This window comes from Cognatiluteimonas weifangensis (genome assembly GCF_003416885.1).
Lineage (GTDB): Bacteria > Pseudomonadota > Gammaproteobacteria > Xanthomonadales > Xanthomonadaceae > Cognatiluteimonas > Cognatiluteimonas weifangensis.
Window position 1 is genome coordinate 69,897 of sequence record NZ_QVPD01000007.1, and the last position, 26,191, is coordinate 96,087.

A 26,191-nucleotide genomic window follows, 5' to 3' on the forward strand; every position below is an offset into this window, starting at 1 on the left:
AGCTGTCGATGCCATCGCCCCTGACAACGCGCCCCTTGCCGCTGGCGCTGCTGGCGTGCGCACTCGCCGCCTGTTCGCCCTCGCCTGCGCCCGACGCCGCGGCACCGGCCGCCGCGCCCGCCAGGCCCGCGCCGGCGGCGGGCAATCAGGCCGACAGTACCGACGCCAACGCCACCCGCCTGACCGTCTACAGCGGCGACTACGAGACCCTCGCCGCGCGCGGCGGCGCGCCGGCGGCCGACATGCCCGGCTACGCCCTGGTCGACAGCACCCTGCACTACGGCCTCAAGGCCGGCGCCAACACCATCACCCTCGGCCACCTGCCGCGCGCGCTCGACATCGCCGCGGTATCGCTGCGCGCGGCCGATGCCGGCGTCGCGATCCAGGGCCAGCGCTATCTGGCCGCGCCCGCCAACGCCGCCGCGGTGATCGCGGTCGCGCTCGGGCAGCGGGTCGCGGTCGAGCACACCTCCGGCGGCGCCAAACAGAGCGACAGCGGCGTCCTGGTCGCGGCCGGCAACGGCCTCACCCTCGCCCTGGCCGACGGCCGCACCAAGGTCATCCGCGAGTACGACAGCTTCAGCCTGCTCGATGCCGAGCGGCAGCCGGCGGCCGAACCGACGCTGCGCTGGCAGGTGCAGGCGCAGCGCGCCGGCGACGCCCGCTTTACCCTGTCCTACCCCACCGGCGGCCTGGCCTGGCGCGCCGAATACCTCGCGGTGTTGGCACCCGGCAGCGAATGCCGGCTGTCGCTGGATGGCGCCGCGCTGGTCGCCAACCGCTCCGGCATCGGCTTCCCGGATGCGGCGCTGACGCTGGTGGCGGGCGTGCCCAACCGCGTGCGCGGGGAATCGCCGGTGATGTTCGAGACCGCCGCGGATGCCCGCACGATGGCAGCCCCGCCGCTACCGCAACCGCGCACTTCCGGCGAATACCACGCCTACCCGATCCCGGCCCGCACCACCCTGGCCGATGGCGCCATCGAGCGCGTGCCGCTGTTCGCGCGGCTGCCGGCGGTGGCCTGCGCACGCGCCTACGAGACCGCGCCGCGCACGAACGTTTGGCAACCGCCGCAGCCGCTGCTGGATCCCGGCTACAACGACGAGACCGGCCCGCAACCGGTGCAGGCGACCGTTTCCTTCGCCAACACCAAGGCCGCCGGCCTCGGCCGCCCGCTGCCGGCCGGGCGCGTGCGCGTGTTCGACGGCGCCGATTTCCTCGGAGAATCGCAACTGGCGCACACGCCCGAGGGCGCCGACATCCACCTGGAAGTCGGCAGCGCCTTCGACCTGACCGCCACGCGCGCGCGCCGGGCCTTCAATGTCGATCGCGCCGGCCGCAGCATGACCGAAGCCTTCGCCGTCACCGTGGGCAACGCCAGGCAAACCGACGCCACCGTCACCGTGGTCGAACCGCTGCCGCGCTGGAGCGACTGGGACATCGTCGCCAGCAGCGTGCCGGCGAAACGGCGCGACGCGCAGCGCGTCGAGTTCGCGCTGCCGGTCGCGGCCGGCGGCAAAACCGTGCTGACCTACACCGTGCGCTACCGCTGGCCGCAAGGAGTGACGCCATGACCGGGCTGGTGCAGACCATCGATCACGGCGCGGTGCGCGAACTGCGGCTGGCGCGACCGCCGGTCAATGCCCTGGACCCGCAGCTGTGCGCCGACCTGGTCGCGGCGGTCGCCGCGGCGGTGGACGCCGGCGCCCAGGGCCTGGTGCTGGCGGGCGGGCCGAAGGTGTTCTCGGCCGGGCTCGATGTCCCCTATCTGGTGGCGCTGGGCGACGACCGCGCGGCGTTGCGCGCGGCCTGGGAAGGCTTTTTCGAGGCGGCGCGCGCGCTCGCGCAGGCGCCGGTACCGGTGGTGGCCGCGATCGACGGCCACGCACCGGCCGGCGGTTGCGTGCTGGCGCTGTGCTGCGATTACCGGGTGATGGCGAGTGGGCCGTTCGCCATCGGCCTCAACGAGACCCGGGTCGGGCTGGTGGCGCCCGAGGGCATCCAGCACCTGCTGCGGCGCGTGGTCGGCCCGTACCGCGCCGAACGCCTGCTGGTCGCGGGCGAGCTGGTCGAGGCCGAGCGTGCGCTGGCGCTGGGCCTGGTCGACGAACTGGTCGAGGTCGAACACGTCGCCACCCGCGCCCGCATCTGGCTGGAGCAACTGCTGGCGCTGCCGCGGCAACCGATGCTGGTGACGCGGCAGATCGCGCGCACCGACCTGGTCGCGGCGCTGACGCCCGAGCGCATCCAGCTCGACCGCTTCGTCGACGCCTGGTTCGGGCCCGACGCGCAAGCCGCGCTGCGCGCGCTGGTGGCGAAACTCGGCAAGTGAGGCCCGCCGCCCGGCGGCGGGTCGCATCCCGGAACCGACGACCGCAGGGCCGGCCTCGGCCGCGAGCTTTTGGGGGCGCAGGCGCCGATGCCACCGCGGCTGACGCCGCTCCTGCAAACCACCGGCCGCGCCGACAAGTTATCGGCGGCCGCCCCTGACCACCGGCCGCTCCCGCGGGCAATGCACTCAGGCCGCGCCGGTCGCGACCGGGCGCGTGGGGTCGGCGATCCAGCCGCTCCACGATCCGGTGAACAGCTTCGCGCCCTTGAACCCGGCGCGCTCCATCGCCAGCAGGTGATGGCAGGCGGTGACGCCGCTGCCACACATCACCATCGTCTGCGTCGGCGCGTGCGCGCCGAGCAGGGCACGGAATTCCTCCGCCAGCTGGATCGGCGTCTTGAAACGGCCGTCGACCAGGTTGTCGGCGTAGGGCCGGTTGCGCGCACCGGGCACGTGCCCGGCGATGCGGTCCAGATGCTCGTTCTCGCCGCGGAAGCGGTCGGCCGCGCGCGCGTCGATCAGCAGCTCGCCCGCAGCCAGCCGTGCCTGCACCTGGCCGGCATCGAGCAGGCGACCGGCATCGAATTGCGCGACGTAGCGCGCCGCCGGCGGCGCAGGCATGCGGCTGTCCACCGGCAGCCCGCGGCCGGTCCAGCGCGCCCAGCCGCCGTCGAGCACCGCCACTTTCTCGTGGCCCAGGGCGCGCAGCATGAACCACGCACGCGCAGCGAGGGCGCCGTCGCCGTCGTCGTAGACGATGACCTGGTGCTGCGGGGTGATCCCCCAGACGCCGAGCCGGGCGGTGAAGTCGGCCGCCTCCGGCCACGGATGCCGGCCCTGGTCGCGCTTGCGATGGTCGGACAGGTCGCGGTCCAGGTGCGCGTAGACGGCGCCGGGCAGATGCGACTGTTGGTAGGCCAGCTCGCCGGCTCCGGGGTTGGCCAGCGAGAAGCGGCAATCGATGATCGCCAGGTCCGCGCGCCCGAGCGCGATCGACAGGGTCTCGGCCTGCACCAGCGTGGTCCATCCGGCCATCATGCGTTCTCCAGTCGTTGTCGCAGGTTGTACAGGATCGAAGCGGTCGCGCCCCAGATCCGCCGCTGCGGATTGTCCCTGTTGACGAATTCCAGCACCGTGCGCGGCCGTCCGTGCCAGTCCAGGCGCACGCTGCGCAGGTTGTCCGCTGCCATCAGGTAATCCAGCGGCACCTCGAATACCTCGGCCACCTCCCGCGCATCCGGGTGCGCGACGTAGTCCGGGGCGACGACCGCGACCAGCGGCAGCACCCGGAAACCGGTGATGGTGGCCAGCGGATCCAGCCAGCCCAGCGGCGCCAGTTGCGACTGCGCCAGGCCGACCTCCTCGCCGGTCTCGCGGATCGCAGCGGCGCCGGCGTCGGCATCGCAAGGCTCGATCCGCCCGCCGGGAAAGCTGACCTGCCCGGCATGATGGCGCAACGCGTCGGTGCGCCGGGTCAGCAGGACCTGCGTGCCCTGCCCGCGCGGCACCAGGCCGACCAGCACCGCGGCCGCGACCGGTGCGGTCGCAGGCAGCAGGTCGGCTACCTCGTCCAGGTTCCAGGCCGTCCGCTGCGGAATGGCGGCCAGCGGATGCAGGGCCGCCTGTATCTGTCGCAACCCCGGCGGCAGGATGATCACGAGCCCTCGAGGGAAGTCGCGGCGGCCGCGCGTGCCGGCAGCTCCTGCAGCAGGCGCAGCCGCTGTTCGTCGCCCATCCGCGACCAGGCCGCGATCTCGGCGGCGCTGCGGCGGCAACCCTCGCACAGGCCGTCCGCACCCAGGCGGCAGAGGCCGATGCAGGGGCTGAGGACGGCGCTGAAGCTGGAAGTCATCCCGGGCACGGCAAGACAATAAAAAACCCGGCCATTGTAGCGGCCGGGTTCTGGACGTGCCGGAAGGCGGCTGCCGCGGCTTACTTCACGCCGAGCAGCTTGACCTCGAACACCACCGCCACGTTCGGCGGGAACGGGCTGCGCGGATCGGCGCCGAAAGCCTTGTCCGGCGGCAATGCCACTTCCCACTTGGAACCGGCCGGCATCTGCATCAGCACCTCGCGGATCGCTGGCATCTCGATCTCGCTGAGCTTGGTCGACTCCATCTTCTGCGCCGGTTGCGCCGGAGTCGGGTGCTGGCCCCAGGGATACGGGCCGCCGACTTCCAGTTCGACGCTGCTGCCCAGAGTGGGCTTGGCGCCGTTGCCGACCTCGATGACGCGGTACTGCACGCCATTGGCCAGGGTCTTGACCCCGGCCTTGGCCTTGTTCTGGGCCAGGAAGCTGTCGCTGCGGGTCTTGTTCTCGGCCGCGGCCTTGTCGTAGGCGGCCTTGGCCTTGGCCTGCATGCGCTTTTGCATGTCCTGGTAGGCGCTGCGCATCTGATCCACCGGCACCGCCGGGTCCTTCTTCGCGTAGCCGTCGGCCAGCGCCTTGGTCATGGTGTTGAGATCCAGCGCCTCGCCGCTCTCGATCGCCTCGCGGCCGAGCTGGTACCCCAGGGCGTAGCTGAGCTTGCCCTTGGCGGAGGTCGTGTCCTGCGCAATGGCCAGGCCAGAGCTCAGGGTCAGGGCCGCCAGGGTGGCGGTGAGCAAACGCAACTTCATTCGGTGGGGCCTCCGGTTGGAGCTTGAGGATCTGGGATGGCGCCAGGGCCGGCCGCGGACGATGGAAGAACCGCCCGCCGAACCGGACACGGTGACGCGTTAGGATAACGGCCGCCGGCCTTAACCGCCACTGACGACTCCCGTCCGACCCGCGCCGAGCCGCAGAGTTCCGCGCGCTCGGCCACTCCACGGACCCTTGCGAGCCCCCCATGACCGAACCCCTCCTGCTGAGCAACGACCACGGCGCGGTGCGCGTGCTGACCGTCAACCGTCCCGACAAGCTGAACGCATTGAACGCCGCCACGCTGGATGCGCTGCATGCCGCCTTCGCCGCCGCCGCGGCCGAACCGGCGGTGCGCGTGCTGGTGCTCACCGGTGCCGGTCCCAAGGCCTTCGTCGCCGGCGCCGACATCGCCGAGATGAACCCCCTGACCCCGGTGCAGGGCCGCGACTTCGCGCTGCGCGGGCAACGCATGATGCGCACGGTCGAGACCCTGCCCAAGCCGGTGATCGCGATGGTCAACGGCTATGCCCTGGGCGGCGGTCTGGAGCTGGCCCTGTGCTGCCACCTGCGGATCGCCGCGGACACGGCCAGGGTCGGACAACCGGAAGTCGGACTCGGCCTGATTCCGGGCTTCGGCGGCAGCCAGCGGCTGCTGCGCCTGGCCGGGCGCGCGGCGACCCTGGAGCTGTGCCTGACCGGCGCGCCGGTCGACGCGGCACGCGCGCTGCAGCTGGGCATCGTCAACCGCGTGGTACCGGCCGCCGAACTCGAAGAGCAGACCATGGCGCTGGCGCAGCAACTGGCGAACGCCGCGCCGCTGGCGCTGCGCGGGGTGCTGGATTGCGTCAACTACGGCGGCGAATGCGGGATCGAGGAAGGCCTGGCGTACGAGGCGACGCAGTTCGGGCTGATGTTCGCCACCGACGACATGCGCGAGGGCACCACCGCGTTCCTCGAACGACGCAAACCCACCTTCGTCGGCCGCTGAGTTGGCGGACGCCGATGCCAGCCTGCCTTGCCCGGGTTGCGGCTGCCGTGCCGTAGCCGGCGCGCGTGCGCACGCGTTGCAGGCTGCGCTGCGCCGCGACGACTTCGACGCGGCGATCGAGCTGGGCCTGCTGGATGCCGGCATCGATTGCGCCGGCTGCAACGCCGCGTGCCGCGATGCCTTGCGCGCCGCGCGTCTGGCGCGCACGCGCGCACTGGCTGCGCGCGAACGCTTCCGCGCCCGCGAAGCCCGACTGGCCCGGCGGCAACGCGAGCGCCGCGAACGCCGCAGGCCGGCCGCGGGCGATGCCGGCGAGCGCGCCGCCACCACGCCGACCGCCGCGCTGCCACCAGCCGCGGCCGCGGCGCTGGCCCGCGCCCTGGCCCGGGCCGGTCGGCGCGGCCAGCGGTGAGCGCCACGCCGACGCGCCGGCGCCACGCCAGCAAGCTGCGGCCGAAGGAGATCGAGGAACTGTTCGCGCGCCTCGCCGAACTCGACCCCGCGCCCACCACGGAGCTCGTCTACGCCACGCCGTTCGAACTGCTGGTTGCGGTGATCCTGTCGGCGCAGGCCACCGACGTCGGCGTCAACAAGGCCACGCGGCGGCTGTTCCCGGTGGCCAACACCCCGCAGCGGATCCTCGCCCTCGGCGAGGACGGCCTGAAGCGCTACATCTCCAGCATCGGCCTGTACAACGCCAAGGCCGCGAACGTGATCGCGATGTGCCGGCAACTGCTGGAACTGCACGACGGCGAGGTGCCGCGCACCCGCGAAGCGCTGGAGGCGTTGCCCGGTGTCGGCCGCAAGACCGCCAACGTGGTGCTCAACACCGCCTTCGGCGAACCGACCATCGCCGTGGACACCCACATCTTCCGCGTCGCCAACCGCACCGGACTGGCGCCGGGCAGGACCGTGCGCGCGGTCGAGGATGGCCTGCTCAGGGTCGTGCCGGAGCGCTACCGGCGCGACGCCCATCACTGGCTGATCCTGCACGGTCGCTACACCTGCAAGGCGCGCCGACCCGAGTGCTGGCGCTGCCCGATCCGCGACCTGTGCCGCTGGCCGGACAAGACCGTCGAGCCCTGACTGTCGTCATCGCGAAACTGCGGCGCCACAAGACAGGCTTGTCACAATAACGAAAGATTCACGCTCTACGCTGCCCGCCGTCCTCCAACGCCCCAGGCATTTCCATGAAACCCTCCCCGAATCTCCTTTCCCTCGCGCTGCTGGCCGCCCTCGCCGCCCCGGCCGCCCACGCCGAAATCGCGATCGACAACATCGCCGGCTCCGACGTCAGCTTCGAAGGCCTGTTGCAGACCGACGCCTACTGGTACGACAGCGACTTCGCCAACCTCGACGGCGATGCCGGCGACGGCCTGGATGCCGACTTCGGCCTGCGTCGCGCCGAGCTCGGGCTCAAGGGCAAGGGCCCGGGCAACTTCGAATGGGCGCTGGCTTACGACGCCTCCGGCGACGGCAAGTTCCTCGACGTCTTCGCCAAGTACAAGCTCGGCGGCAACAGCAGCCGCTTCATCCAGGTCGGCCAGTTCAAGCAGCCCAACAGCCTGGAGGAACTGTCCTCGACCAAGAACAACGACTTCATCTCCAAGGCGATGGCGACCAACACCTTCGCCGTGTCGCGGCGGCTGGGCGTCGGCGCCGGTTACGGCGACGGCAACTGGGGCGTCACCGGCAGCGTGTTCGGCCGCGAACTGACCCGCAACCGCGCCCACGGCAGCGGCTACGGCGTGCGCGGGTTCTGGGCGCCGATCAACGCCAAGGGCAACGTCCTGCACCTGGGTCTGTCGTACGCGGATTACGACACCGACGCCGACACCCTGCGCTATCGCGCGCGTCCGGACGCGGACATGGCGGCCCGTCTGATCGACACCGGCAGCCTGCTCGATACCGACCGCGTCGGCACGCTGGGCGTGGAAGGCCTGTGGATCCACGGCCCGGTCAAGCTGCAGGCCGAATACATGTCGTCCAAGGTGTCCCGCTACGGCACCGGGTCGCAGGACTTCACCGGCACCAGCGGCTACGTCAGCGGCGTGTGGAACGTGACCGGGGAGACCTGGGGCTACAAGGCCGGCACCCCGAGCACCTCGCTGCCGGCCAACCCCGCGGCGGGCATGTGGCAGCTGGGCCTGCGCTACGACACCATGGACCTGGACGATGCCGGCGTGTCCGGCGGCAAGATGGACACCCTTACCGCCGGCGTGAACTGGTACTGGCGCTCCAACTTCAAGTTCATGCTGAACTACGTGAAGGTCGACAGCGATCGCCGCGGCGTCAGCGACGATCCGGGGATCCTCGAAGCGCGCGCGCAGTTCTTCTGGTAAGCCCGCTCGCGCGAAGCGGACACGACGGGCGCGGCGAGAGTCGCGCCCGTCGCATTTTGCCGGAGCCTATTCAATCCTCCCGCGGCAGCACGGTCAACACCCGCTGCACGAACAGGTGCAGCTCGTCCATGTACTTGCGCAGGAACTCCTCGGTCGACGGGTTGGTCACGGTGCCGTCCTCCTCGATCAGTCCCGGCGTGAACTGGATGTAGGCCTCCACGGTATTCATCAGCGGCGAGTTGCAGAAGCACAGCACGCTGCGCAGATCCTGCTGCGCGACCGCCGTCCCGATCGCGCCCGGCGAGGTGCCGATCACCCCCGACGGCTTGCGCGCGAAGGAATTCTGCCCCCACGGCCGGCTGGCCCAGTCGATGGCGTTTTTCAGGCCGCCGGGGATGGAGCGGTTGTATTCCGGGGTGACGAACAGGATCCCGTCGACCGCGGCGATCGCCTGCTTGAAGTCGCGCGCCACCGGCGGATAGTCCGCGTCGTAGTCGTAGCTGTAGAGCGGCAGGTCGCGGATCGGGATCTCGACCATCTCCAGTTGCTTCGGCGCCAGGCGCACCAGCGCCTTGGCCAGCAGGCGGTTGATCGAGCCCTTGGCAAGACTGCCGACGAAATATCCGATCTTGTAGGTGGTCATGGGGGTTCCTGCACCTTGGGAGCGGGCGGCAGCATGGGCCGCGGGGAGTGATCGGGCGATGAAGCGCGGCCGCCGCGGACCGGTGTGCGGCGGCACCGTCATCGTCCTGCCATCGGGCCGACATGCCGCGGTCATCGCCGCACGTTGCAATGCCCGCATCCCACCCCGGAGTCCACCGTGTCCAAGCGCTTTTCGTTCCGCACCGCAACCCTCGCCTTCGCCCTCGCGTTCGGCCTGGCCGCCAATGCCCAGGCCGCCGACGTCACCGGCGCCGGGGCCTCTTTCATCTATCCGGTCATGTCGAAGTGGTCGGCCGACTACGCCAAGGCCACCGGCAAGCAGGTCAACTACCAGTCGATCGGCTCCGGCGGCGGCATCGCGCAGATCAAGGCCGGCACCGTGGACTTCGGCTCCTCCGATGCGCCGCTGAAGCCGGAAGAGCTGGCGCAGGCCGGGCTGGCGCAATTCCCCTCGGTGATCGGCGGCGTGGTGCCGGTGCTCAACGTCCCCGGCGTGCCCTCCGGCGCGCTCAAGCTCGACGGCCCGCTGCTGGCCGACATCTTCCTCGGCAAGATCAAGCTGTGGAACGACCCGCGCATCGTCGCCCTGAACGGCGGGGTCCAGCTGCCGGCGAAGAAGATCACCGTGGTCCACCGCTCCGACGGTTCCGGCACCACGTTCAATTTCGTCAACTACCTGTCCAAGGTCAGCAGCGACTGGAAGGCCAAGGTCGGCGAAGGCACCTCGGTCAAGTGGCCCACCGGCATCGGCGGCAAGGGCAACGAGGGCGTGGCTGCCTACGTCAAGCAGATCAACGGCGGCATCGGCTACGTCGAGTTGTCCTACGCGCTGCAGAACAAGATGACCTACGCGCGCCTGAAGAACGCCGCCGGCAACTACGTGCTGCCGTCCGACGCGACCTTCTCCGCGGCTGCCGCCAGTGCCGACTGGACCAGCACCCGGGACTTCCATCTGGTGATGACCAATGCGCCGGGCGCGGACGCCTGGCCGATCACCGCCACCAACTTCATCCTGATGTACAAGCAGCCGAAGAACGCGGCCAGCGCCAGGCAGGCCCGGGAGTTCTTCCAGTGGGTGTACGCCAACGGCGACGCCCAGGCCAGGACCCTGGACTACGTGCCGCTGCCCGACGCGCTGGTGCAGCAGATCGAAGCGTACTGGGCGCAGAACATGCCGTACTGAGCCAGCCAGTTCCCCCGTGATGGAAGCCATTGCGCGGGCCTTCGGGTCCGCGCTTTTTTTGCGTCCGCAGCACGACCGGCCGAGCCTGCCGGGCATCCGCAAGATGAATGCGCGGCGAACCCATGCTTGCCCCGCGGAGCCCGGCCAGGACGCACGCGGCCATCACATCGCCTTACGGCAGGTGAACACACCTTCTCCGACGCCCGACCCGGAGCTGCAGTCCGGCACGCCTTCCATGGGGAAGGCTGAGCGCGGCGCGAACCGCTAGCCCGACCCGTTCCGGAGCCTCTCCAGCGGGGAAGATTCCAGTCGTGAGAAGGGATGACAGGCGATGGCCAGAAACCCGCGACCGGCGTCCGCGGATGCTGCGGCAAGCGCACCCCCTGTGCCCAGGGCATCCCGCGAACCCATCCGCCTGAGGAAACCGAAGTCATGATGAATCGAACCCGGACCCTGACCGTGGGCGTCTTGGCCGCAAGCCTGGCGTTGGCGATGTCCGCCGCCAGCGCCGCCAACGCGCTTTCCCCGAACCAGCTGGCTACCCATGTCGCGCGCGCCCAGGCGGGACGCCCGCTGACCTCGCCGTCCCAGGCAGCCCCCGGCACGGTGATCGCCGGCTACCTGCGTGTCCGCGGCAAGAGTGATCGCACCCTGCGTTCCCTGCTGTTGGTCTCGCGGCAAACCGACTGGCGCAGGGATCGTGCGCATGTGCGCATGACCCAGCAGGTCGCCGGGTTGCCGGTGTACGACACCTATGTCAAGGCCACGTTCGATCGCAGGGGCGCACTGGTCAGCCTGATCGAGAACCTCGCGCCGGTACCCGCCACGGGCGTGGCGCGCGCCGCGATCGACGAGCGCAGGGCGCTTGCCGCCGCCTTCCGCAGCTTGAAGCTCGCGGGCACCGTGCCGGAAGTCGCCGGGCGCCACGGCAATCTCACCACGTTCGCCAAGGGCCAGCGCTTCCTCGAAGAGCCGCGGGTGACCCGGGTCGCGGTGCCGATGAGCGATGGCACGATGTCGACCGGCTTCCTGGTGCAGACCTGGCAGCGCGCCGGCAATCTGCTGCATGAAACGCTGGTCGACGGCGGCGGGCGCGTGGTCGAAGTCGTGCGCCGCACCAACAGCGACTCCTACAACGTGTTCGCCGTCGATCCCGACAAGACCCCGCAGGCCGTCGTTTCCGGCGTGCCGGACTGGCTGTTCCCCGGCAACCACCGTTCGATCGACATCGCCGGCAACAGCGTCCATGCCTACCTCGATGCCGTCAACGACAGCGTGCCCGACTCCGGCGGCACCACCGTCGGCGACGGCAACTTCCTCGCGGTGTTCGACGCCGGCATCCAGCCATCGGAGCCGGTCAACCGCGCGGTGGCGGTGCAGAACCTGTTCTTCCTCAACAACGTCATCCACGACACCCTTTACGCCTACGGCTTCGACGAGGCCGCCGGCAACTTCCAGGAGGACAACTTCGGCCTCGGCGCCCGCGGCAGCGATTCGGTCAACGCCGAGGCGCAGGACGGCGGCGGCACCGACAACGCCAACTTCGCCACTCCGCGCGACGGCCAGAACCCGCGCATGCAGATGTACCTGTGGTCGTCGCCGTCCCCCGACCATGAAGTCGTGGTCAACGCTCCGGAGGGCATCGCCCCGATGCCCGCGCGCCGTGCCCAGTTCGGTGCCGCGCTCGACGCCACGGGCCTGACCGGCGACGCGGTGCTGGTCGACGACGCCGTAGCCGGCGGTACCGCCAGCGACGGCTGCGAACCGATCGTCAACGACGTCTCCGGCAAGATCGCGATCATCGACCGCGGCTTTTGCACATTCGCGATCAAGGTCAAGAACGCGCAAAACGCGGGCGCGGTGGGCGTGATCGTCGCCAACAACGCCGGCGCCCCGATCGTGATGGGCGGCGACGATGCCACCATCACCATCCCGGCGCTGATGGTCGGGCAGTCCGATGGCGCTACCCTGAAGGGGCTGGCCGGCGTCAACGCGACCATGCGCCTGCTCGATCCGCCGCCAATCATGCGCGACGGCGACGTTGATTCGGACATCGTCTGGCACGAATACGGCCACGGCCTGACCTGGCGGATGATCGGCCGGATGGATGGGCCGATGTCCGGCGCCATCGGCGAAGGCATGAGCGACGTGCTGTCGGTCGTCGTCAACAACGACGATGTCGTGGGCGAATACTCCTTCGGCATTCCGGCAGGCATCCGTTCGGAACCCTACGCCAACTACTCGCGCACCTATGCCGACGTCACCGGCACCGAAGTGCATTTCGACGGCGAACTGTATGGCGCGATCGGCTGGCGCCTGTGGCAGAACTTCCAGAACGCGGGCCAGGATCGCAACACCATGCTGGGATACGTGGTGGACGGCATGAACTACACCCGCGCACATCCGACTTTCGAAGACATGCGCGACGGCATCCTCGCCGCCACCGCAGGCAGCGGTTTCGAATGCCAGGTCTGGGATGCGTTCGCCCACTACGGCGTCGGCGTCGGTGCCAAAGGGGCGGTGCGCGGCTCCAAGATCGTCATCACCGAGTCGTTCGTGAAGCCGGCCGGGTGCCAATGAGACCCGGCTTTCCGGCAGCAACGAGGGGGCGCATCGGCGCCCCCTTTTTTTCGCGCGCGGCGATCGCGTGGATTCCCGGGGACGGCACGGCATTACCCGCGCCAGGGAAGCGCGCTCTCTGCACCGCAGGGCGCCTGAACGGGATCGCCCAACCGGCACGGATGTCATCTGGATGTAACAAAAACATCATTTCATGGCGGGGTCCGCCGACCTGACCGGCCTACGCCCGCCATGGAGTTGTGCATGAAATCGCCGATCCGCCTTGCCGTCCTCTCGCTCGCCGTTGTCCTGGCCGTCGCCGCCTGCAAGCCGGCCGCCGACGGCAACACGACCCCCGCCGCCACCGACGCCACGCCGGCGCCCGCCGCCAGCCAGACCGGCGATCGGGTCGCCGCGGAGATCACGGGAGCCGGCGCCACCTTCATCTATCCGCTGCTGTCGAAGTGGTCGGACGACTATCACAAGGCCACCGGCCACAAGATCAACTACCAGTCGATCGGCTCGGGCGGCGGCATCGCCCAGATCAAGGCCGGCACCGTCGATTTCGGCTCCAGCGACAAGCCCCTGCCCAGCGACGAGCTCGCCGCGGCCGGGCTCGGCCAGTTCCCCTCGGCGATCGGCGGCGTGGTGCCGGTGGTCAACGTGGCGGGTGTCGCGCCCGGCGCGCTCCGCCTGACCGGCCCCCTGATCGCCGACATCTTCCTCGGCAAGGTCGCCACCTGGAACGATCCCGCCATCGCCGCGCTCAACCCCGGTGTTGCGCTGCCGTCCTCGAAGATCAACGTCGTGCACCGCTCCGACGGCTCCGGCACCACCTTCAACTTCGTCAACTACCTGTCCAAGGTCAGCCCGGCATGGAAGTCCACGGTCGGCGAAGGCACCTCGGTGCAGTGGCCGGGCGGCATCGGCGGCAAGGGCAACGAGGGCGTGGCCGCGTACGTGAAGCAGATCAAGGGGTCGATCGGCTACGTCGAGCTGGCCTACGCCTCGCAGAACGGCATGGCGCACGTGCAGATGCGCAACGCCGCCGGCCACTGGGTGCAGCCGGGCGCGGCGAGTTTCCAGGCCGCGGCCGCGACCGCCGACTGGGCCAACGCGCGCGACTTCAGCCTGGTGATCACCGATGCGCCCGGCGCCGACGCCTGGCCGATCGCCGCCACCAACTTCATCCTGATGTACAAGCAGCCCAAGGACGCCAGGCGTTCGGCCGACGCGCTCGCCTTCTTCAAGTGGGCGCTGGAGAACGGCCAGCCGCAGGCGCAGGCACTCGATTACGTGCCGCTGCCGCCGGCACTGGTGCAGCAGGTCGAGGCCTACTGGGCGGCCGAGTTCAAGTGACGCATCGGCCCGCTCGCGCGCAGCGCGGGCGGCTTTGTCGATGCGGCATCCCCGCGCAAGCGGGGATCCAGCGACCTCCTGTCGAATCGGCACCACAAAAGACACTCGATTCCCGCCCGCGCAGGCATGACAAGCGCAACCGGACCCGATGAACACCACCACCCTTCCCGCCGCAGCCGCCGACATCCGCAACCGGCGCGACGCCATCGCCGACCGCAGTTTCCGCTGGCTGGTCACCGGCGCCGGCGTGCTCGTGCTGGTTTCGCTGGCTGCCGCGGCGCTGTCGATGCTGTGGGGCGGGCGCGAGGCGTTCGCCAGGTTCGGGCTCGGCTTCCTCTGGTCGGACGCGTGGGATCCGGTCAACCAGGTCTTCGGCGCGCTGGTGCCGATCTACGGCACCGTCGTCACCGCCGTCATCGCCATGGCGATCGCGGTGCCGGTGAGCTTCGGCATCGCCATGTTCCTGACCGAGATCGCACCGAAGTGGCTGCGCGGCGCGGTCGGCGCGGCGATCGAGCTGCTGGCCGGCATCCCCTCGATCATCTACGGCATGTGGGGCCTGTTCGTGCTGGTGCCGGTGCTGGCCGAGCACGTGTATCCGTGGGTGGACGCGCACCTGGGCCAGTGGCCGCTGATCGGCGCGTTGTTCTCCGGCCCGCCGCTGGGCCTGGGCATGGGCACCGCCGGGCTGGTGCTGGCGATCATGGTGATTCCGTTCATCGCCTCGGTGATGCGCGAGGTGTTCCTGACCGTGCCCGGCCGGCTGAAGGAATCGGCCTATGCGCTGGGCTCCACCCGCTGGGAGGTGGTCTGGGACGTGGTGCTGCCGTACACGCGCTCGGCGGTGATCGGCGGCATCTTCCTCGGCCTGGGCCGCGCGCTCGGCGAGACCATGGCGGTGACCTTCGTGCTCGGCAATGCGCACGAGCTGACCGCCTCGCTGCTGATGCCGGGCAACTCGATCGCCGCGACCATCGCCAACGAGTTCGCCGAGGCCGATTCGGAGATGTACCGCTCTTCGCTGATCGCGCTCGGCTTCGTGCTGTTCCTGGTGACGTTCGTGGTGCTGTCGCTGGCGCGGCTGATGCTGCGGCGCCTGGCCAGGCGGGAGGGCCGCTGAGATGCGCATCCCGCTGTACGCGCTCCGCCGGACCCGCAACCTGGTGGCGCAGGCGCTGGCGATCCTGGCCACGGTGTTCGGGCTGTTCTGGCTGGTGTGGATCCTGTGGACCACCTTCAGCAACGGGCTGGCCGCGATCACCCCGGCGCTGTTCACGCAGATGACGCCGCCGCCGGGCGAGAGCGGCGGCCTGCTCAACGCGTTCTTCGGCAGCGCGCTGATGAGCCTGCTCGGCATCGCCATCGGCGCGCCGATCGGGGTGCTGGCCGGCACCTTCCTGGCCGAGTACGCCCGCGGCAGCCGCCTCGGCGAGACCGTGCGCTTCGTCAACGACATCCTGCTGTCTGCCCCCTCGATCGTGCTCGGCCTGTTCGTCTACACCCTGGTGGTGGCGCAGATGGGCCACTTCTCGGCGCTGGCCGGCGCGATCGCGCTGGCCTTCATCGTACTGCCGGTGGTGGTGCGCACCACCGACGAAATGCTGCAACTGGTGCCCGTGCAGATGCGCGAGGCGGCGCTGTCGCTGGGCGTGCCGCAGTGGAAGGTGACGGCGCAGGTGCTGTACCGCTCGGCGCTGCCGGGCATCGTCACCGGCATCCTGCTCGCCCTGGCCCGCATCTCCGGCGAGACCGCGCCGCTGCTGTTCACCGCGCTCAACAACCAGTACTGGACCACCGACGTGCTGGCGCCGATGGCCAACGTGCCGGTGGTGATCTTCCAGTACGCGATGAGCCCGTACGCAAGCTGGCACGCGCTGGCCTGGGCCGGCGCCTTCATCCTGACCCTGTTCGTGCTGCTGATCAGCCTGGCCGCGCGCGCGATCGTGTCCCGCAACCGGATCGACCATGACTGACGTCCTCGCCCGCACTCATCCCATCCACACTCCGTCCCGGACACCGGCCATGCAGGACGCCCGCCTCGATCCCGTCGCCTCGCCCGCCCGCGGACCGGCCCCGGCCGCTGCGCCGAAGCTGGCCGCGCGCGGCCTGGACTTCTGGTACGGCGACTTCCGCGCGGTCAAGGGCGTCGACCTCGACATCCCGGAGCGGCGCGTCACCGCGTTGATCGGGCCTTCCGGCTGCGGCAAGTCCACCCTGCTGCGGGTGTTCAACCGCATCTACGCGCTGTATCCGAAACAGCGCGCCAGCGGTACGGTCCTGCTCGACGGCGAGGACATCCTCGGCCCGAAGTACCCGATCAACCGCCTGCGCAGCAAGGTCGGGATGGTGTTCCAGAAGCCGGTGCCGTTCCCGATGACGATTTTCGAGAACGTCGCCTACGGCATCCGCCACCACGAGCGCCTGTCGAAGGCGGAGATGGCGATGCGGGTGGAGGCCGCCTTGCGCCAGGCCGCGCTGTGGGACGAGGTCAAGGACAAGCTCAGGCACAACGCGCTGGGGCTGTCCGGCGGCCAGCAGCAGCGCCTGTGCATCGCCCGCGCGGTGGCGCTGCGCCCGGAAGTGCTGCTGCTCGACGAGCCGACCTCGGCGCTGGATCCGATCTCCACCAGCCGCATCGAGCAACTGGTGGAGGAGCTCAAGCGCGACTACACCATCCTGATCGTGACCCACAACATGCAGCAGGCCGCACGCGTGTCCGACTACACCGCCTTCATGTACCTGGGCGATCTGATCGAGCACGACACCACCGAGACCATCTTCTCCAACCCCTCGAAGCGGCAGACCGAGGATTACATCACCGGGCGATTCGGATGACGAATCGCGGACTTCCGCGACCGCTCCGGAGCGCAAGCATCCACGGGACATCGGCATGAACACCCAACCCCACGGACACATCGTCAGAAGCCTCGACGAAGAGCAGCGCCGGCTGACCGCCGAACTGCTGCGCATGGGCGAGATGGCCGCCGCGCAGCTGGAGGCCGCGCTGGACGTGGTCGAACGCCGCGACGACAAGGCCGCCGAACGCGTGATCGGCAACGACGAGGCGCTGGACGCGCTCGAGCGCGAAATCAGCCAGGACGTGATGAAGCTGGCGCTGCGCGGCCCGCTGGCGCGCGACCTGCGCGAAATCCTCGCCGCGCTGCGGATCGCCGCCGACATCGAGCGCATCGGCGACTACGCCGCCAACGTCGCCAAGCGCTCGCTGGCGCTGAACCTGTCGCCGCCGCTGCCGCTCACCCGCGGCCTGTCCGCGCTGGGCGCGCTGGCGGTGCGGCAGTTGCGCGACGTGTTCGCCGCCTACCGCGACAGCGACGCCGCCGCCGCGCAGCGCGTGCGCGCCGGCGACGCCGAACTGGATGCGCAGTACACCGGCCTGTTCCGCGAGCTGCTGACCTACATGATGGAGGACGCGCGCAGCATCACCCCTTGCACGCACCTGCTGTTCATGGCCAAGAACATCGAGCGCATCGGCGACCACGCCACCAACATCGCCGAGAACGTCTGGTTCCTGGTGCACGGCGAGGACGACCTGCCGCCGCGCGACAAGCGCGACGAGACCAATACCGCGACCTGACCCCGCGCCTGCGGGGCGCCCCCGCGGCCACGGCGCCGACCGCAACTCGCGCCCCTCCCGGCACGGCCGCAGGCGCCGGTCGCGGCCGACGGCACGCTGCCCGCAGGCAGATGGTTGCGCGCGCATCGCGTCGCGGGAACGACACGACGCCTGGCGTCCGGGCGCCCCTCTGCTACGCTTGCGCGATGACCGAGCAGGACAGTCCCGCCGCCGCGGCACCGGCGCCCTTCAAGCGCATGGCCGAGCGCTTCCGCGGCTATCTGCCGGTGGTGGTGGACGTGGAGACCGGCGGCTTCGACTGCGCCAGGCACGCGCTGCTGGAGCTGGCCGCCATCCCGATCGAGCTCGACGCGCAGGGCCGCTTCGTCCCCGGCGAGGTCGCCTGCGCGCACCTGCAGCCGGCGCCCGGGCTGGAGATCGATCCGAAATCGCTGGAAGTCACCGGCATCATCCTCGACCACCCGTTCCGCATGGCCAAGCCGGAAAAGGAGGCGCTGGACCACGTGTTCGCGGCGGTGCGCGCGGCGGTGCGCCGGCACGCCTGCCAGCGCGCGATCCTGGTCGGGCACAACGCCCACTTCGACCTCGGCTTCCTCAACGCCGCGGTGGCGCGGGTGCAGCACAAGCGCAACCCGTTCCACCCCTTCAGCGTGTTCGACACGGTCACCCTGGGCGGCGTCGCCTACGGGCAGACGGTGCTGGCGCGCGCGGTGCAGGCCGCGGGCTTTGGCTGGAACAGCGACGAGGCGCACTCGGCGGTGTACGACGCCGAACGCACCGCGGAGCTGTTCTGCAGGATCGCCAACACCTGGGGCGGATGGACGCGCGCGGCCGACGCGGCGACGCCGGCCGCAACCGCCGGGACCGGTCCGTCGCCGCCGCCGACGTGATGCCGTGCCGGCAGCGGCGCCCGCAGCGCCTTGCCGCCGCTAGCCCGATGTCGCGCGCCGCGTCCTGAACGAGCGCACGATGCCGTAGCCGCTGATCAGCATCCACGCCAGCTCCAGCAGGAACACCGCCACGTTGAAGCTGCCCAGCAGCGACAGCAGCACGCCGCCGGCGCCGAACAGGTTGAGCAACTGATAGACGATGCCGGTGCCGGACAGGCGCCCGGCCTGCAGCAGCAGAAACGCCCCGAGCACCATCAGCGTGCCGGCAATGCCGATCCAGTCGTACCACTCCAGGCCCATCGCATTCCCCTCGTCAAGGAAGGTCCGAACAACTCGACGCTTATCCGGCTGCGGCCGCTCGACGCTGGCGCACGGCCTCGAACAGGGCGACGCCGGCGGCGACCGACACGTTGAGGCTTTCGGTGTCGCCCGGCATCGGGATCTTCGCCAGCCGGTCGCAATGCTCGCGGGTCAGGCGGCGCAGGCCGTCGGCCTCGCCGCCCAGCACCAGCGCCACGTTGCCAGTCAGGTCGAGCGCGTACAGCGAAGCCTCGGCGTCGCCGGCCAGGCCGTAGATCCACATCCCGAGCTGCTGCAGCTCGCGCAGGCAGCGCGCCAGGTTGGTGGCGCGGATCACCGGGATGCGGTCGGCGGCGCCGGCCGACGTCTTGCGCACGGTGGCGTTGACCGTCGCCGCCTTGTCCCGGGGGATGACCACCGCAGTGACCCCGGCCGCGGCCGCGCTGCGCAGGCAGGCGCCGAGGTTGTGCGGGTCCTGCACGCCGTCGAGCACCAGCACCAGGGCGCGGCCTTGCGCGGCCTCGATCAAGGCCGGCAGCTCGTGCTCGTCCCAGGTCTTGGCCGCGGCGTAACGCGCCACCGCGCCCTGATGCCGCAGGCCGCCGGCGACGCCGTCCAGTGCCTGCTGCGCGACCCGGCGCACGTCGATGCCCAGGCGCCGCGCATGGCCCTCGATCTCGACGATCCGCGGGTTTTTCGCCCCGGCCTCCAGCAGCACCTCGCGCACGTTGTCGGCGTCGTGCTCGATCGCCGAGGCGACTGCGTTGATGCCGGCGATCCACTGGCTGTCCTTGCTCATGCGGGTATTTTGCCCTAGTCGCCTGCCGCGGCCGTGGCGGGACACCGCGCCGTCGTCCTGTCCCCGGCAAGGGGACCGCTTTGCGCAGCGAGGCAGGGCGATGGGTGCGTGCCCGCTCGCCGCAGCAACGCTCCTCATCCGCCCTGCGGTACCCCTCGACAAGCCCGGGCCGGCGTCGCTCCCGGCAGCAGAAGGAAACCTCAGGATCCGGCCCTGGCCCGCTTCGCCGGCTTGCCGCGCGACGGCGGCACGGGCTCGCGCGCCGCGGGACCGTCGCCCTCCACCAGCCGGAAATCGATCTTGCGCTCCTCCAGGCTGGCCTTGAGCACCACGATCCGGGCGCGGTCGCCAAGCCGGTACTCGCGGCCGCGGCGTTCGCCGGTGAGGGTCTTGCGGATCGGATCGAAGTGGTAGTAGTCGTGCGGCAGCTGGGTGACGTGCACCAGGCCGTTGACCTTGGAATCGTCCAGTTCCACGAACAGGCCGAAACTGGTGACGCCGCTGATGATGCCGTCGAATTCGCCGCCCACGTGCTGTTCCATCCAGGCCGCGCGGTAGCGCTCGTCGACCTCGCGCTGGGCCTCGTCGGCGCGGCGCGAGCGCTCGGAGCACTGCAGCGAGAGGGCCGCCATCTGGTGCGGCGTGTAGGCGTACTGCTCGGGCCTGCGGCCGGTGAGCGCGTGCTTGATCGCGCGGTGCACCAGCAGGTCCGGATAGCGGCGGATCGGCGAGGTAAAGTGCGCGTAGGCCTCCAGCGCCAGGCCGAAATGGCCGATATTGTCCGGCGCGTACACCGCCAGCGACTGGCTGCGCAGGATCACCGACTCCAGCAGCGCCGCGTCCGGGCGTTCGCGGATCCGCTCCAGCAGCGCGCGGAAATCGCGCGGCCGCACCTTGCCCCACGGCGGCAGCCGCAGCTTGAACTCCTTGAGGAACTCCTCCAGGTCTGCGTACTTGGCTTCCGGTGGCTTGTCGTGGTCGCGGTACGGCGCCGGCACGTCCGCCGCCAGCAGGAACTCGGCGGCCTGCACGTTGGCCGCGATCATGCATTCCTCGATCAGCTTGTGCGCATCGTTGCGCTGGAGCATGCCGGCCTGGGTGACCTCGCCTTTCAGGTCGAGCGCGAAGCGCACCTCGACGCTCTCGAACTCGATCGCGCCACGCCGCGCCCGCGCCTTGTCGAGGATCCGGTACAGCTGGTGCAGGCGCTGCACCTGCGGCAGCAGCGGCCCGATCTTCGCCAGCGCGGCGGCGCGCTCGTCCTCGGGGATGCCGTCGCCGACCGCGTTCCAGACCTCGGTGTAGGTCAGGCGCGCGTGCGAGTTCATCACCGCCTCGTAGAATTTCGCCTCGCCCACGCTGCCGTCGCGGCGCACCTGCATGTCGCAGACGAAGCACAGCCGGTCGACCTGCGGATTGAGCGAGCAGATGCCGTTGGACAGCGTCTCCGGCAGCATCGGCACCACGAAGCCCGGGAAGTACACCGAGGTCGCGCGCAGCTGCGCCTCCTCGTCCAGCGGCGAACCGGGGCGGACGTAGTGGGAGACGTCGGCGATGGCGACGATCAGGCGGAACCCGTCGCGATTGGGTTCGCACCAGACCGCGTCGTCGAAATCCCTGGCGTCCTCGCCGTCGATGGTGAGCAGCGGCGTCGTGCGCAGGTCCACGCGTGCGGCGGCGCTGGCGGCATCGACCTGCAGCGGCACCGCGGTGGCCTGCGCCATGGCTTCGGGGGAGAACCGGTGCGGGATGTCGTGGCCGTGGATCGCGGCCTCCACCGCCAGCGATGCGGTCAGCCGGTCGCCGAGCACCGCCAGCACGCGGCCGATCGGCGGGCGCCGCGCGTCCGGCGCCTGCACGATCTCGGCCACCACCAGTTGCCCCGGCTGCGCGTCCAGGCGTGCATCCGGCGGCACCAGCAGGTTGCGCTGGATGCGGCGGTCGTCGGGCTCGACGTAGCTGATCCCGGCCTCGAGGATGAAGCGCCCGATCAGGCGCGTGAGCCGGTGCTCCAGCACCTCGACGATCACGCCTTCGCGGCGGCCGCGGCGGTCCATCCCGGTGACGCTGGCCAGCACGCGGTCGCCGTGCAGCACCTTGCGCATCTCGTAGGGCGGCAGGAACAGGTCGTCGCCCTCGCCGCTCTCCGGGCGCAGGAAGCCGAAGCCGTCGGGATTGGCGATCACGGTGCCGGCGATCAGGTCGGCGCGTTCGGCCGGGACGAAGCCGCCGCGGCGGTTCTGCAGCAACTGGCCGTCGCGCAGCATCGCCCCCAGGCGCTTGTTGAGGGCGTCGAAGCGCTCGGGCGCGGTCAGCGCCAGCCGCGAGGCCAGCGCCTGCGCATCCATCGGACCGTCGTGCGCCGCCAGCACCTGCAGGATCATTTCGCGGCTGGCGATGGGCTGCTCGTAGCGCTGCGCCTCGCGCGCGGCGTGGGGATCGTGCGTCGGTGCGCCCGCGTCGCGGCCGCGTGCCGGCGGGGGTTCGGGCATCCAGCCCGGACGCGTCGGCTTGCCCTGCTTGCCGGGGCGCCCGCGCGGGCCTGTGCGCTCCGCGCTGCCGTGGTCCTTGCCGCCGCTGCGTCCGGATGCCTTGCCGCGACCGCTGCCGCGCCTGGGGGGTTTGTCCATGGCCGCGATGGTACACCGCGCCTGTCGACGGGCCGTGGCGCAAAGCTGTCCACCTGCGCGAGACGACCTGCGCGCAGTCGGCAGCGACGGCGGCTGTCGAGACACCCGCGTCGTGCGCTGCACCGACCGCTGTGCGCAGGCAACGCGCCCCGGCACCGTCCACCACAGTGGCAGCGCATCTTCCGGGTGCCGCGGGACACCGGCTCGGGTGCGTGGCGGTCACCCCGCGGCCACAAAAAACCCCGCCGGAGCGGGGGTCTGTCATCCGTGGAATCCAGCGAAAACTCTGGAGCCCTGTGATGGTGCCGGGAGAGGACTCGAACTGAATCCTATGGACCGCATCGCCCCTAGATTTTCGATCATCGGATATCAGCGATACCCCCCGATATACCCCCGACTAGGCCCGCCTAGTGCAGGATGAGCTTCACCAGTATTCCTGCAGGGAACTCGCGCTCTGCCAGCAGAAAGCCATCAAGCCCCGCAGGCCGTCCACCACGGACGATGCCGGAATGCGGAAGGTACTGTTCCCCGCCGGCTTCAAGCGGAGCGGAAAGACTCGCGACCTGGACGAGCGTCCCGTCGAGCGTCCCGCCGACAAGCATTGCGCGTTGCATAGCGTTCTCCAGTGATAGGGCACCCCGATCATGGACCGCTGTGTGGACGCTTCAAGCGCATTTGTCGCGAGGGGGTCGACGGGGGCTGAAGACTCAGCCCCTGCCGTTCCGCCGCGCCACCTAGCGAGCTGTGCAAGACCCGTCGCGGTCGGAACACACCGAGCCCATTCGCGATCGCTAGGCCCCACGTCCGGCCGAATGCAAGCGAACGGATGCGGACGGTAGCGCACTGAAAACAACAAAAAACCCCGCGCTAGGCGGGGTTTCGTGTCCATCATCCGGACGTTTGCGAACGTCAGCGGATACTCAGATGGTGCCCGGGAGAGGACTCGAACCTCCACGGAGTTGCCCCCGCTAGCACCTGAAGCTAGTGCGTCTACCAATTCCGCCACCCGGGCGGGTGGGCGCGTATGGTGCGTTGCGGCGTGGACGTTGTCAACGGCACGTCGCGTCGCCGTCGCCACCATGCACCGCCGAGACCGTCGCCCGGCACCGAACCGCCGCGGTCGCGCGCGACTCAGTCCTGGGAACGCCGGGTCGGCGCCCGGGCGGCATTGCCGGCGTCCGCGATCCGCCACAGGTACAGGCTGGCGTAGGTGCGGTACGGGCCCCAGCACTCGCCGCGCACCGCCAGCGCCTTCGGTGCCGGCAGCGTCTCGGTCCGGTCCACCACCTGCGCGCCCTTGCGGATGCCCAGGTCGTCGGCGGGCAGCACGTCGGGACGTCCGAGGCGGAACATCAGCATCATCTCCACGGTCCAGCGGCCGATGCCGCGGATCGGCACCAGCGCCGCGACGATGGCGTCGTTGTCCATGGTCGCCATCCGCCGCAGGTCGGGAATCTCGCCGCGCGCCTCGCGCAACGCCAGGTCGCGCAGCGCCAGCAGCTTGTTGCCGGAGACGCCGCAGGCGCGGATGGTGGCGTCGTCGCAGCGCGCGAGCGTGTCGCAATGGAAGCGGTCGCTGCCGATCGCGGCCTCCACCCGGCCGACGATCGTGGCCGCGGCCTTGCCGCTGAGCTGCTGGTAGAGGATCGCGCGCGCCAGCGCATCGACCGGGTCGAACGACTTGCGCCAGCGCGGATCGGCCGGGATCGGGCCGAGCTTCCGCATCCACGCGCCGAGCTTGCGGTCGCGCCGCGCCAGGTGCGCGAACGCCGCATCGGTGTCGAATCCGCGCGCGTGCCGGGGCATGGCCGCCTCAGCGCCGGAACTGCTGGAACGCGTGCAGCAGCCAGCCGGCGATCATCAGGCCGCCGCCGTAGGGCACCAGGGTGGTCGGGGCGCCGATCGCGTGCGCCGCCAGCAGTCCGCCGGAGAACAGCAGCACGCCCAGCAGCAACAGGCCCAGCGCCACCTGCGCCAGCCAGCGCACCGCCAGCGGCGCCAGGGCGGCCAGGGCCACGCCGTGGGCGAAGGCGAACAGCGCGGCCTGCTGCAGCGGCGCCTGCGCCGCGCCGGTGGCCGCATGGCTGGCGTAGGCCGCCAACGCCACGCCGGCCGCGGCCAGGATCGCGCCGACGGCAGCGATCAGCTTGCGTCGCCGGGCCTGCAGTTCTGCATCCATCGGTCGGTCTCCTCGGAAGATCGTCCCGCACAAACACGAACGCCGCGCAGGGCGCGGCGTCGGTGCGCAAGCGGGCCGGCGGGGCGGCCCGCGGCGCTTACTTCAGCATCCAGTAGACCTGGTACTGGCCATCGGCGGTGAACGCCTGGTCGATGCCGTTCTTGTAGACCTCGTGCGGCAGGCCGACGGACTCCTCGCCCTGGGTCAGGGCCCAGGCGCGCAGCGCGTTGCGCACGGTCTCCAGCTCGGCCATGTAGCCGGTGTAGGACGCGGTCGCGGCGCGGCCGGCCTCGGTGCGCACGTACTTCACCGGGCCCTGCAGCTTGAGGCCGGTGAGCGGAGCGCCGGCGGCGGGCGCCGGTGCGGCGGCCGTGCCCGACTCCTCGCCCGCGGCGGCGGCGCCGGCGCGGCGTACCGGCTGGGCGACGTCGAAGGTGTAGTTCTCGCGGCCCAGTTCGGTGGAGATGATGCGCATCGGGCCGGCGGCGACCAGGCCACTGGCGTCCATGGTGCGCCTGATCCACTCCATGTCGGCCTTCATCGCGTCCTTGATCTTCTGGTTGTTGCGCTCGATCGAGCCGGCGCTGACCACCAGCAGGTCCTCGGCCGGGACTTCGACCACCTTCAGGTCCGCAAGCTTGCTGCCCTGCACGCGGTAATCGGTGTTGGGCACCTGCGCCAGCATGTTGGTCAGGCGCTGCAGGCCCATTTCCATGTCGTCGCCGACGTGGCGGCTGACGTACAGGCCGGCGTAGCGGCCGAGCAGATCCCAGCCGTAGTCGACGTCGTAGCTCTGGGTGATCTCGACGTTGCGGCCGCTGCGCCCGGTCGGCTTCAGGCTGAAGGTGCTGCGCTTGTTGTGGCCGCGCTGCGGGTTGACGATCGCGTAGGTCACGCTGGCGTTGGGCTCGGTGGCGACGATCTCCCAGCTGCCCTGGCCCAGCTGCGGGTTGCTGGAGTCGTAATCCAGGCGCGCGCCGACGCCGGACGCGGGGCCCGACAGCTGCAGCTGCATGCGCGGGTCGCGCAGCACCAGCGGATTCCAGTCTTCGAAGCGACGCAGGCTGTTGAGCGTGTCGTACACGATCGTCATCTTGCGGTTGGTCTCGACCTTCTCGTCGATATGGCGGCTGGACGGCAGCACCAGCCCCACGACCAGGAACAGCGCGGTGACGATCGCCAGGGAAATCAGGATCTCGATCAAACGGGTCATTACAGGGTTCTCCAGAGCCGGCCCGGCCCGGCCCGGTAGCCGGGGGCACAGACCGGCAATCGTAGCAAGAAGCCGCACCCCGGGAATACTTGCCGGTGACGGACGGCCCGCGCACCGCGGCTGCGATGGCGTCGCCAGCGCGCGATTCCTTGACCCGGTTCACAGCCCTCGCCCGGTGCCGGCGGCGAGGATCGCGCGCGGCGGCATGGTCGCGGCTGCCGGGGACCGGGCGGCCCCATGCCCGGTGCGCCGGACCTTGCGTCAGCGGCGAAAATCCCCGCGACGCCGCGCACGCGGTCAGCCGCCAACCCGCCCGGGCCGGCCGCCCCACGACCGGCGCGTGCGGCCGCCAACGCCCGCCGCGCTGCGGCGGGCGGGGGCATCGTGTCGGTCAGACCAGTTGCAGTTCGAAGGCCTTGAGCACCGCGCGGGTGCGGTCGCGCACCCCGAGCTTGGACAGGGTGAGCGGCCGCTGCTTGCGCGCCACCGGCGCGCGCGGCCGCGAACGCCCGCCGCGCTGCGGCGGGCGGGGCATC

Annotated in this window: 25 protein-coding genes, 1 tRNA gene and 1 pseudogene; 14 read left to right on the plus strand and 13 right to left on the minus strand. The window is 70.6% G+C overall.

Translation table 11 applies throughout. The features are described 5' to 3' along the window. Positions 1-8: 8 nt before the first annotated feature. Together D0Y53_RS08180 and D0Y53_RS08185 are read left to right on the plus strand one after the other, a co-directional pair. Positions 9-1,574 (plus strand): DUF4139 domain-containing protein, encoded by a 1,566-nt coding sequence (locus tag D0Y53_RS08180; RefSeq protein ID WP_147319043.1) that lies wholly within the window; start codon positions 9-11, stop codon positions 1,572-1,574. After that, positions 1,571-2,332 (plus strand): enoyl-CoA hydratase/isomerase family protein, encoded by a 762-nt coding sequence (locus tag D0Y53_RS08185; protein WP_117202736.1) that lies wholly within the window; start codon positions 1,571-1,573, stop codon positions 2,330-2,332. Before D0Y53_RS08180 ends, D0Y53_RS08185 begins: the two co-directional genes overlap by 4 nt. A gap of 186 nt (positions 2,333-2,518) precedes the next feature. On the opposite strand, the gene D0Y53_RS08190 is transcribed toward D0Y53_RS08185, so the two are convergent. From D0Y53_RS08190 to D0Y53_RS08205, 3 genes and pseudogenes are all read right to left on the minus strand, one after another. Continuing rightward, the gene (locus tag D0Y53_RS08190; RefSeq protein ID WP_117202737.1) at positions 2,519-3,370 is read right to left on the minus strand and encodes a sulfurtransferase; all 852 of its coding nucleotides are present in this window, start codon (positions 3,368-3,370) and stop codon (positions 2,519-2,521) included. Then, positions 3,367-4,184, minus strand: a pseudogene (locus D0Y53_RS08195) (NUDIX hydrolase). Before D0Y53_RS08195 ends, D0Y53_RS08190 begins: the two are co-directional and overlap by 4 nt. Before the next feature lie 80 nt (positions 4,185-4,264). Further along, the gene (locus tag D0Y53_RS08205) at positions 4,265-4,951 is read right to left on the minus strand and encodes an FKBP-type peptidyl-prolyl cis-trans isomerase N-terminal domain-containing protein (protein WP_117202740.1); all 687 of its coding nucleotides are present in this window, start codon (positions 4,949-4,951) and stop codon (positions 4,265-4,267) included. A gap of 209 nt (positions 4,952-5,160) precedes the next feature. Here D0Y53_RS08205 and D0Y53_RS08210 point away from each other — a divergent pair, with 209 nt between their 5' ends. From D0Y53_RS08210 to D0Y53_RS08225, 4 genes are all read left to right on the plus strand, one after another. Next, a complete protein-coding gene (locus tag D0Y53_RS08210; protein WP_117202741.1) occupies positions 5,161-5,943 on the plus strand; it encodes an enoyl-CoA hydratase-related protein in 783 nt (260 codons plus the stop codon). Between the two features lie 76 nt (positions 5,944-6,019). Then, on the plus strand, positions 6,020-6,355 hold the full coding sequence (locus tag D0Y53_RS08215) for a hypothetical protein (RefSeq protein ID WP_117202742.1): 336 nt from the start codon (positions 6,020-6,022) through the stop codon (positions 6,353-6,355). Continuing rightward, positions 6,352-7,029: an endonuclease III gene (nth, locus tag D0Y53_RS08220; RefSeq protein WP_386724231.1), complete on the plus strand. Its 678-nt coding sequence runs from the start codon at positions 6,352-6,354 to the stop codon at positions 7,027-7,029. Before D0Y53_RS08215 ends, nth begins: the two co-directional genes overlap by 4 nt. 104 nt (positions 7,030-7,133) lie before the next feature. Further along, positions 7,134-8,285 carry an OprO/OprP family phosphate-selective porin gene (locus D0Y53_RS08225; RefSeq protein ID WP_117202743.1) on the plus strand — a complete coding sequence of 384 codons (1,152 nt, stop codon included), beginning with the start codon at positions 7,134-7,136 and terminating at the stop codon, positions 8,283-8,285. Positions 8,286-8,355: 70 nt separating this feature from the next. Here the strand turns inward: D0Y53_RS08225 and D0Y53_RS08230 are convergent, their stop codons facing one another. Further along, positions 8,356-8,928 (minus strand): NADPH-dependent FMN reductase, encoded by a 573-nt coding sequence (locus tag D0Y53_RS08230; protein WP_117202744.1) that lies wholly within the window; start codon positions 8,926-8,928, stop codon positions 8,356-8,358. A gap of 234 nt (positions 8,929-9,162) precedes the next feature. On the opposite strand from D0Y53_RS08230, the gene pstS (D0Y53_RS08235) reads away from it, so the two are divergent. The 8 genes from pstS (D0Y53_RS08235) (at position 9,163) to rnt (ending at position 18,534) form a co-directional block, all read left to right on the plus strand. After that, on the plus strand, positions 9,163-10,131 hold the full coding sequence (gene pstS, locus D0Y53_RS08235; RefSeq protein WP_233511718.1) for a phosphate ABC transporter substrate-binding protein PstS: 969 nt from the start codon (positions 9,163-9,165) through the stop codon (positions 10,129-10,131). Between the two features lie 432 nt (positions 10,132-10,563). Continuing rightward, positions 10,564-12,711, plus strand: coding sequence for a M36 family metallopeptidase (locus D0Y53_RS08240; RefSeq protein ID WP_158550622.1), 2,148 nt, complete (start codon positions 10,564-10,566; stop codon positions 12,709-12,711). 243 nt (positions 12,712-12,954) lie between these two features. After that, a complete protein-coding gene (gene pstS / locus D0Y53_RS08245; RefSeq protein WP_117202808.1) occupies positions 12,955-14,049 on the plus strand; it encodes a phosphate ABC transporter substrate-binding protein PstS in 1,095 nt (364 codons plus the stop codon). A 148-nt stretch (positions 14,050-14,197) separates the two neighbouring features. Then, positions 14,198-15,169, plus strand: a complete 972-nt coding sequence (gene pstC, locus D0Y53_RS08250) for a phosphate ABC transporter permease subunit PstC (RefSeq protein ID WP_117202747.1) — start codon at positions 14,198-14,200, stop codon at positions 15,167-15,169. A 1-nt stretch (position 15,170) separates the two neighbouring features. Beyond that, on the plus strand, positions 15,171-16,022 hold the full coding sequence (pstA, locus tag D0Y53_RS08255) for a phosphate ABC transporter permease PstA (RefSeq protein ID WP_117202748.1): 852 nt from the start codon (positions 15,171-15,173) through the stop codon (positions 16,020-16,022). A gap of 49 nt (positions 16,023-16,071) precedes the next feature. Beyond that, positions 16,072-16,884, plus strand: coding sequence for a phosphate ABC transporter ATP-binding protein PstB (gene pstB, locus D0Y53_RS08260; protein ID WP_117202749.1), 813 nt, complete (start codon positions 16,072-16,074; stop codon positions 16,882-16,884). A gap of 55 nt (positions 16,885-16,939) precedes the next feature. After that, positions 16,940-17,644 carry a phosphate signaling complex protein PhoU gene (gene phoU / locus D0Y53_RS08265; protein WP_117202750.1) on the plus strand — a complete coding sequence of 235 codons (705 nt, stop codon included), beginning with the start codon at positions 16,940-16,942 and terminating at the stop codon, positions 17,642-17,644. Positions 17,645-17,829: 185 nt separating this feature from the next. Continuing rightward, positions 17,830-18,534 (plus strand): ribonuclease T, encoded by a 705-nt coding sequence (gene rnt / locus D0Y53_RS08270; protein WP_117202751.1) that lies wholly within the window; start codon positions 17,830-17,832, stop codon positions 18,532-18,534. A gap of 39 nt (positions 18,535-18,573) precedes the next feature. Here rnt and D0Y53_RS08275 read toward each other — a convergent pair whose 3' ends face one another. The 9 genes from D0Y53_RS08275 to D0Y53_RS13265 form a co-directional block, all read right to left on the minus strand. Continuing rightward, entirely contained in the window at positions 18,574-18,834 is a 261-nt protein-coding gene (locus tag D0Y53_RS08275) for a CBU_0592 family membrane protein (protein ID WP_117202752.1), read from the minus strand. A 40-nt stretch (positions 18,835-18,874) separates the two neighbouring features. Next, positions 18,875-19,633 (minus strand): 23S rRNA (guanosine(2251)-2'-O)-methyltransferase RlmB, encoded by a 759-nt coding sequence (gene rlmB / locus D0Y53_RS08280; RefSeq protein WP_117202753.1) that lies wholly within the window; start codon positions 19,631-19,633, stop codon positions 18,875-18,877. A 200-nt stretch (positions 19,634-19,833) separates the two neighbouring features. Continuing rightward, a complete protein-coding gene (rnr, locus tag D0Y53_RS08285) occupies positions 19,834-22,263 on the minus strand; it encodes a ribonuclease R (RefSeq protein WP_117202754.1) in 2,430 nt (809 codons plus the stop codon). Positions 22,264-22,670: 407 nt separating this feature from the next. Continuing rightward, a complete protein-coding gene (locus D0Y53_RS12695; protein WP_147319044.1) occupies positions 22,671-22,877 on the minus strand; it encodes a hypothetical protein in 207 nt (68 codons plus the stop codon). Positions 22,878-23,188: 311 nt separating this feature from the next. Next, positions 23,189-23,275 (minus strand) — tRNA-Leu (locus tag D0Y53_RS08295). Between the two features lie 119 nt (positions 23,276-23,394). Further along, the gene (locus D0Y53_RS08300; RefSeq protein WP_117202756.1) at positions 23,395-24,069 is read right to left on the minus strand and encodes a DNA-3-methyladenine glycosylase family protein; all 675 of its coding nucleotides are present in this window, start codon (positions 24,067-24,069) and stop codon (positions 23,395-23,397) included. A gap of 7 nt (positions 24,070-24,076) precedes the next feature. Next, positions 24,077-24,442: a DUF423 domain-containing protein gene (locus D0Y53_RS08305; RefSeq protein ID WP_117202757.1), complete on the minus strand. Its 366-nt coding sequence runs from the start codon at positions 24,440-24,442 to the stop codon at positions 24,077-24,079. A gap of 97 nt (positions 24,443-24,539) precedes the next feature. Continuing rightward, the gene (locus tag D0Y53_RS08310) at positions 24,540-25,655 is read right to left on the minus strand and encodes a polyketide cyclase (protein ID WP_117202758.1); all 1,116 of its coding nucleotides are present in this window, start codon (positions 25,653-25,655) and stop codon (positions 24,540-24,542) included. Between the two features lie 391 nt (positions 25,656-26,046). Next, complete coding sequence (locus D0Y53_RS13265) at positions 26,047-26,190, minus strand: transcriptional regulator (RefSeq protein WP_117202759.1); 144 nt, start codon at positions 26,188-26,190, stop codon at positions 26,047-26,049. Between the last annotated feature and the right edge of the window lies 1 nt (position 26,191).

Coding starts and splice junctions, on each gene's coding strand:
- D0Y53_RS08180 (WP_147319043.1), top strand. CDS start 9: ATGCCATCGCCCCTGACAACGCGCCCCTTGCCGCTGGCGCTGCTGGCG.
- D0Y53_RS08185 (WP_117202736.1), top strand. CDS start 1,571: ATGACCGGGCTGGTGCAGACCATCGATCACGGCGCGGTGCGCGAACTG.
- D0Y53_RS08190 (WP_117202737.1), bottom strand. CDS start 3,370: ATGATGGCCGGATGGACCACGCTGGTGCAGGCCGAGACCCTGTCGATC.
- D0Y53_RS08205 (WP_117202740.1), bottom strand. CDS start 4,951: ATGAAGTTGCGTTTGCTCACCGCCACCCTGGCGGCCCTGACCCTGAGC.
- D0Y53_RS08210 (WP_117202741.1), top strand. CDS start 5,161: ATGACCGAACCCCTCCTGCTGAGCAACGACCACGGCGCGGTGCGCGTG.
- D0Y53_RS08225 (WP_117202743.1), top strand. CDS start 7,134: ATGAAACCCTCCCCGAATCTCCTTTCCCTCGCGCTGCTGGCCGCCCTC.
- D0Y53_RS08230 (WP_117202744.1), bottom strand. CDS start 8,928: ATGACCACCTACAAGATCGGATATTTCGTCGGCAGTCTTGCCAAGGGC.
- D0Y53_RS08240 (WP_158550622.1), top strand. CDS start 10,564: ATGATGAATCGAACCCGGACCCTGACCGTGGGCGTCTTGGCCGCAAGC.
- pstS (WP_117202808.1), top strand. CDS start 12,955: ATGAAATCGCCGATCCGCCTTGCCGTCCTCTCGCTCGCCGTTGTCCTG.
- pstC (WP_117202747.1), top strand. CDS start 14,198: ATGAACACCACCACCCTTCCCGCCGCAGCCGCCGACATCCGCAACCGG.
- pstA (WP_117202748.1), top strand. CDS start 15,171: ATGCGCATCCCGCTGTACGCGCTCCGCCGGACCCGCAACCTGGTGGCG.
- pstB (WP_117202749.1), top strand. CDS start 16,072: ATGCAGGACGCCCGCCTCGATCCCGTCGCCTCGCCCGCCCGCGGACCG.
- phoU (WP_117202750.1), top strand. CDS start 16,940: ATGAACACCCAACCCCACGGACACATCGTCAGAAGCCTCGACGAAGAG.
- rnt (WP_117202751.1), top strand. CDS start 17,830: ATGACCGAGCAGGACAGTCCCGCCGCCGCGGCACCGGCGCCCTTCAAG.
- D0Y53_RS08275 (WP_117202752.1), bottom strand. CDS start 18,834: ATGGGCCTGGAGTGGTACGACTGGATCGGCATTGCCGGCACGCTGATG.
- rlmB (WP_117202753.1), bottom strand. CDS start 19,633: ATGAGCAAGGACAGCCAGTGGATCGCCGGCATCAACGCAGTCGCCTCG.
- rnr (WP_117202754.1), bottom strand. CDS start 22,263: ATGGACAAACCCCCCAGGCGCGGCAGCGGTCGCGGCAAGGCATCCGGA.
- D0Y53_RS12695 (WP_147319044.1), bottom strand. CDS start 22,877: ATGCAACGCGCAATGCTTGTCGGCGGGACGCTCGACGGGACGCTCGTC.
- D0Y53_RS08300 (WP_117202756.1), bottom strand. CDS start 24,069: ATGCCCCGGCACGCGCGCGGATTCGACACCGATGCGGCGTTCGCGCAC.
- D0Y53_RS08305 (WP_117202757.1), bottom strand. CDS start 24,442: ATGGATGCAGAACTGCAGGCCCGGCGACGCAAGCTGATCGCTGCCGTC.
- D0Y53_RS08310 (WP_117202758.1), bottom strand. CDS start 25,655: ATGACCCGTTTGATCGAGATCCTGATTTCCCTGGCGATCGTCACCGCG.
- D0Y53_RS13265 (WP_117202759.1), bottom strand. CDS start 26,190: ATGCCCCGCCCGCCGCAGCGCGGCGGGCGTTCGCGGCCGCGCGCGCCG.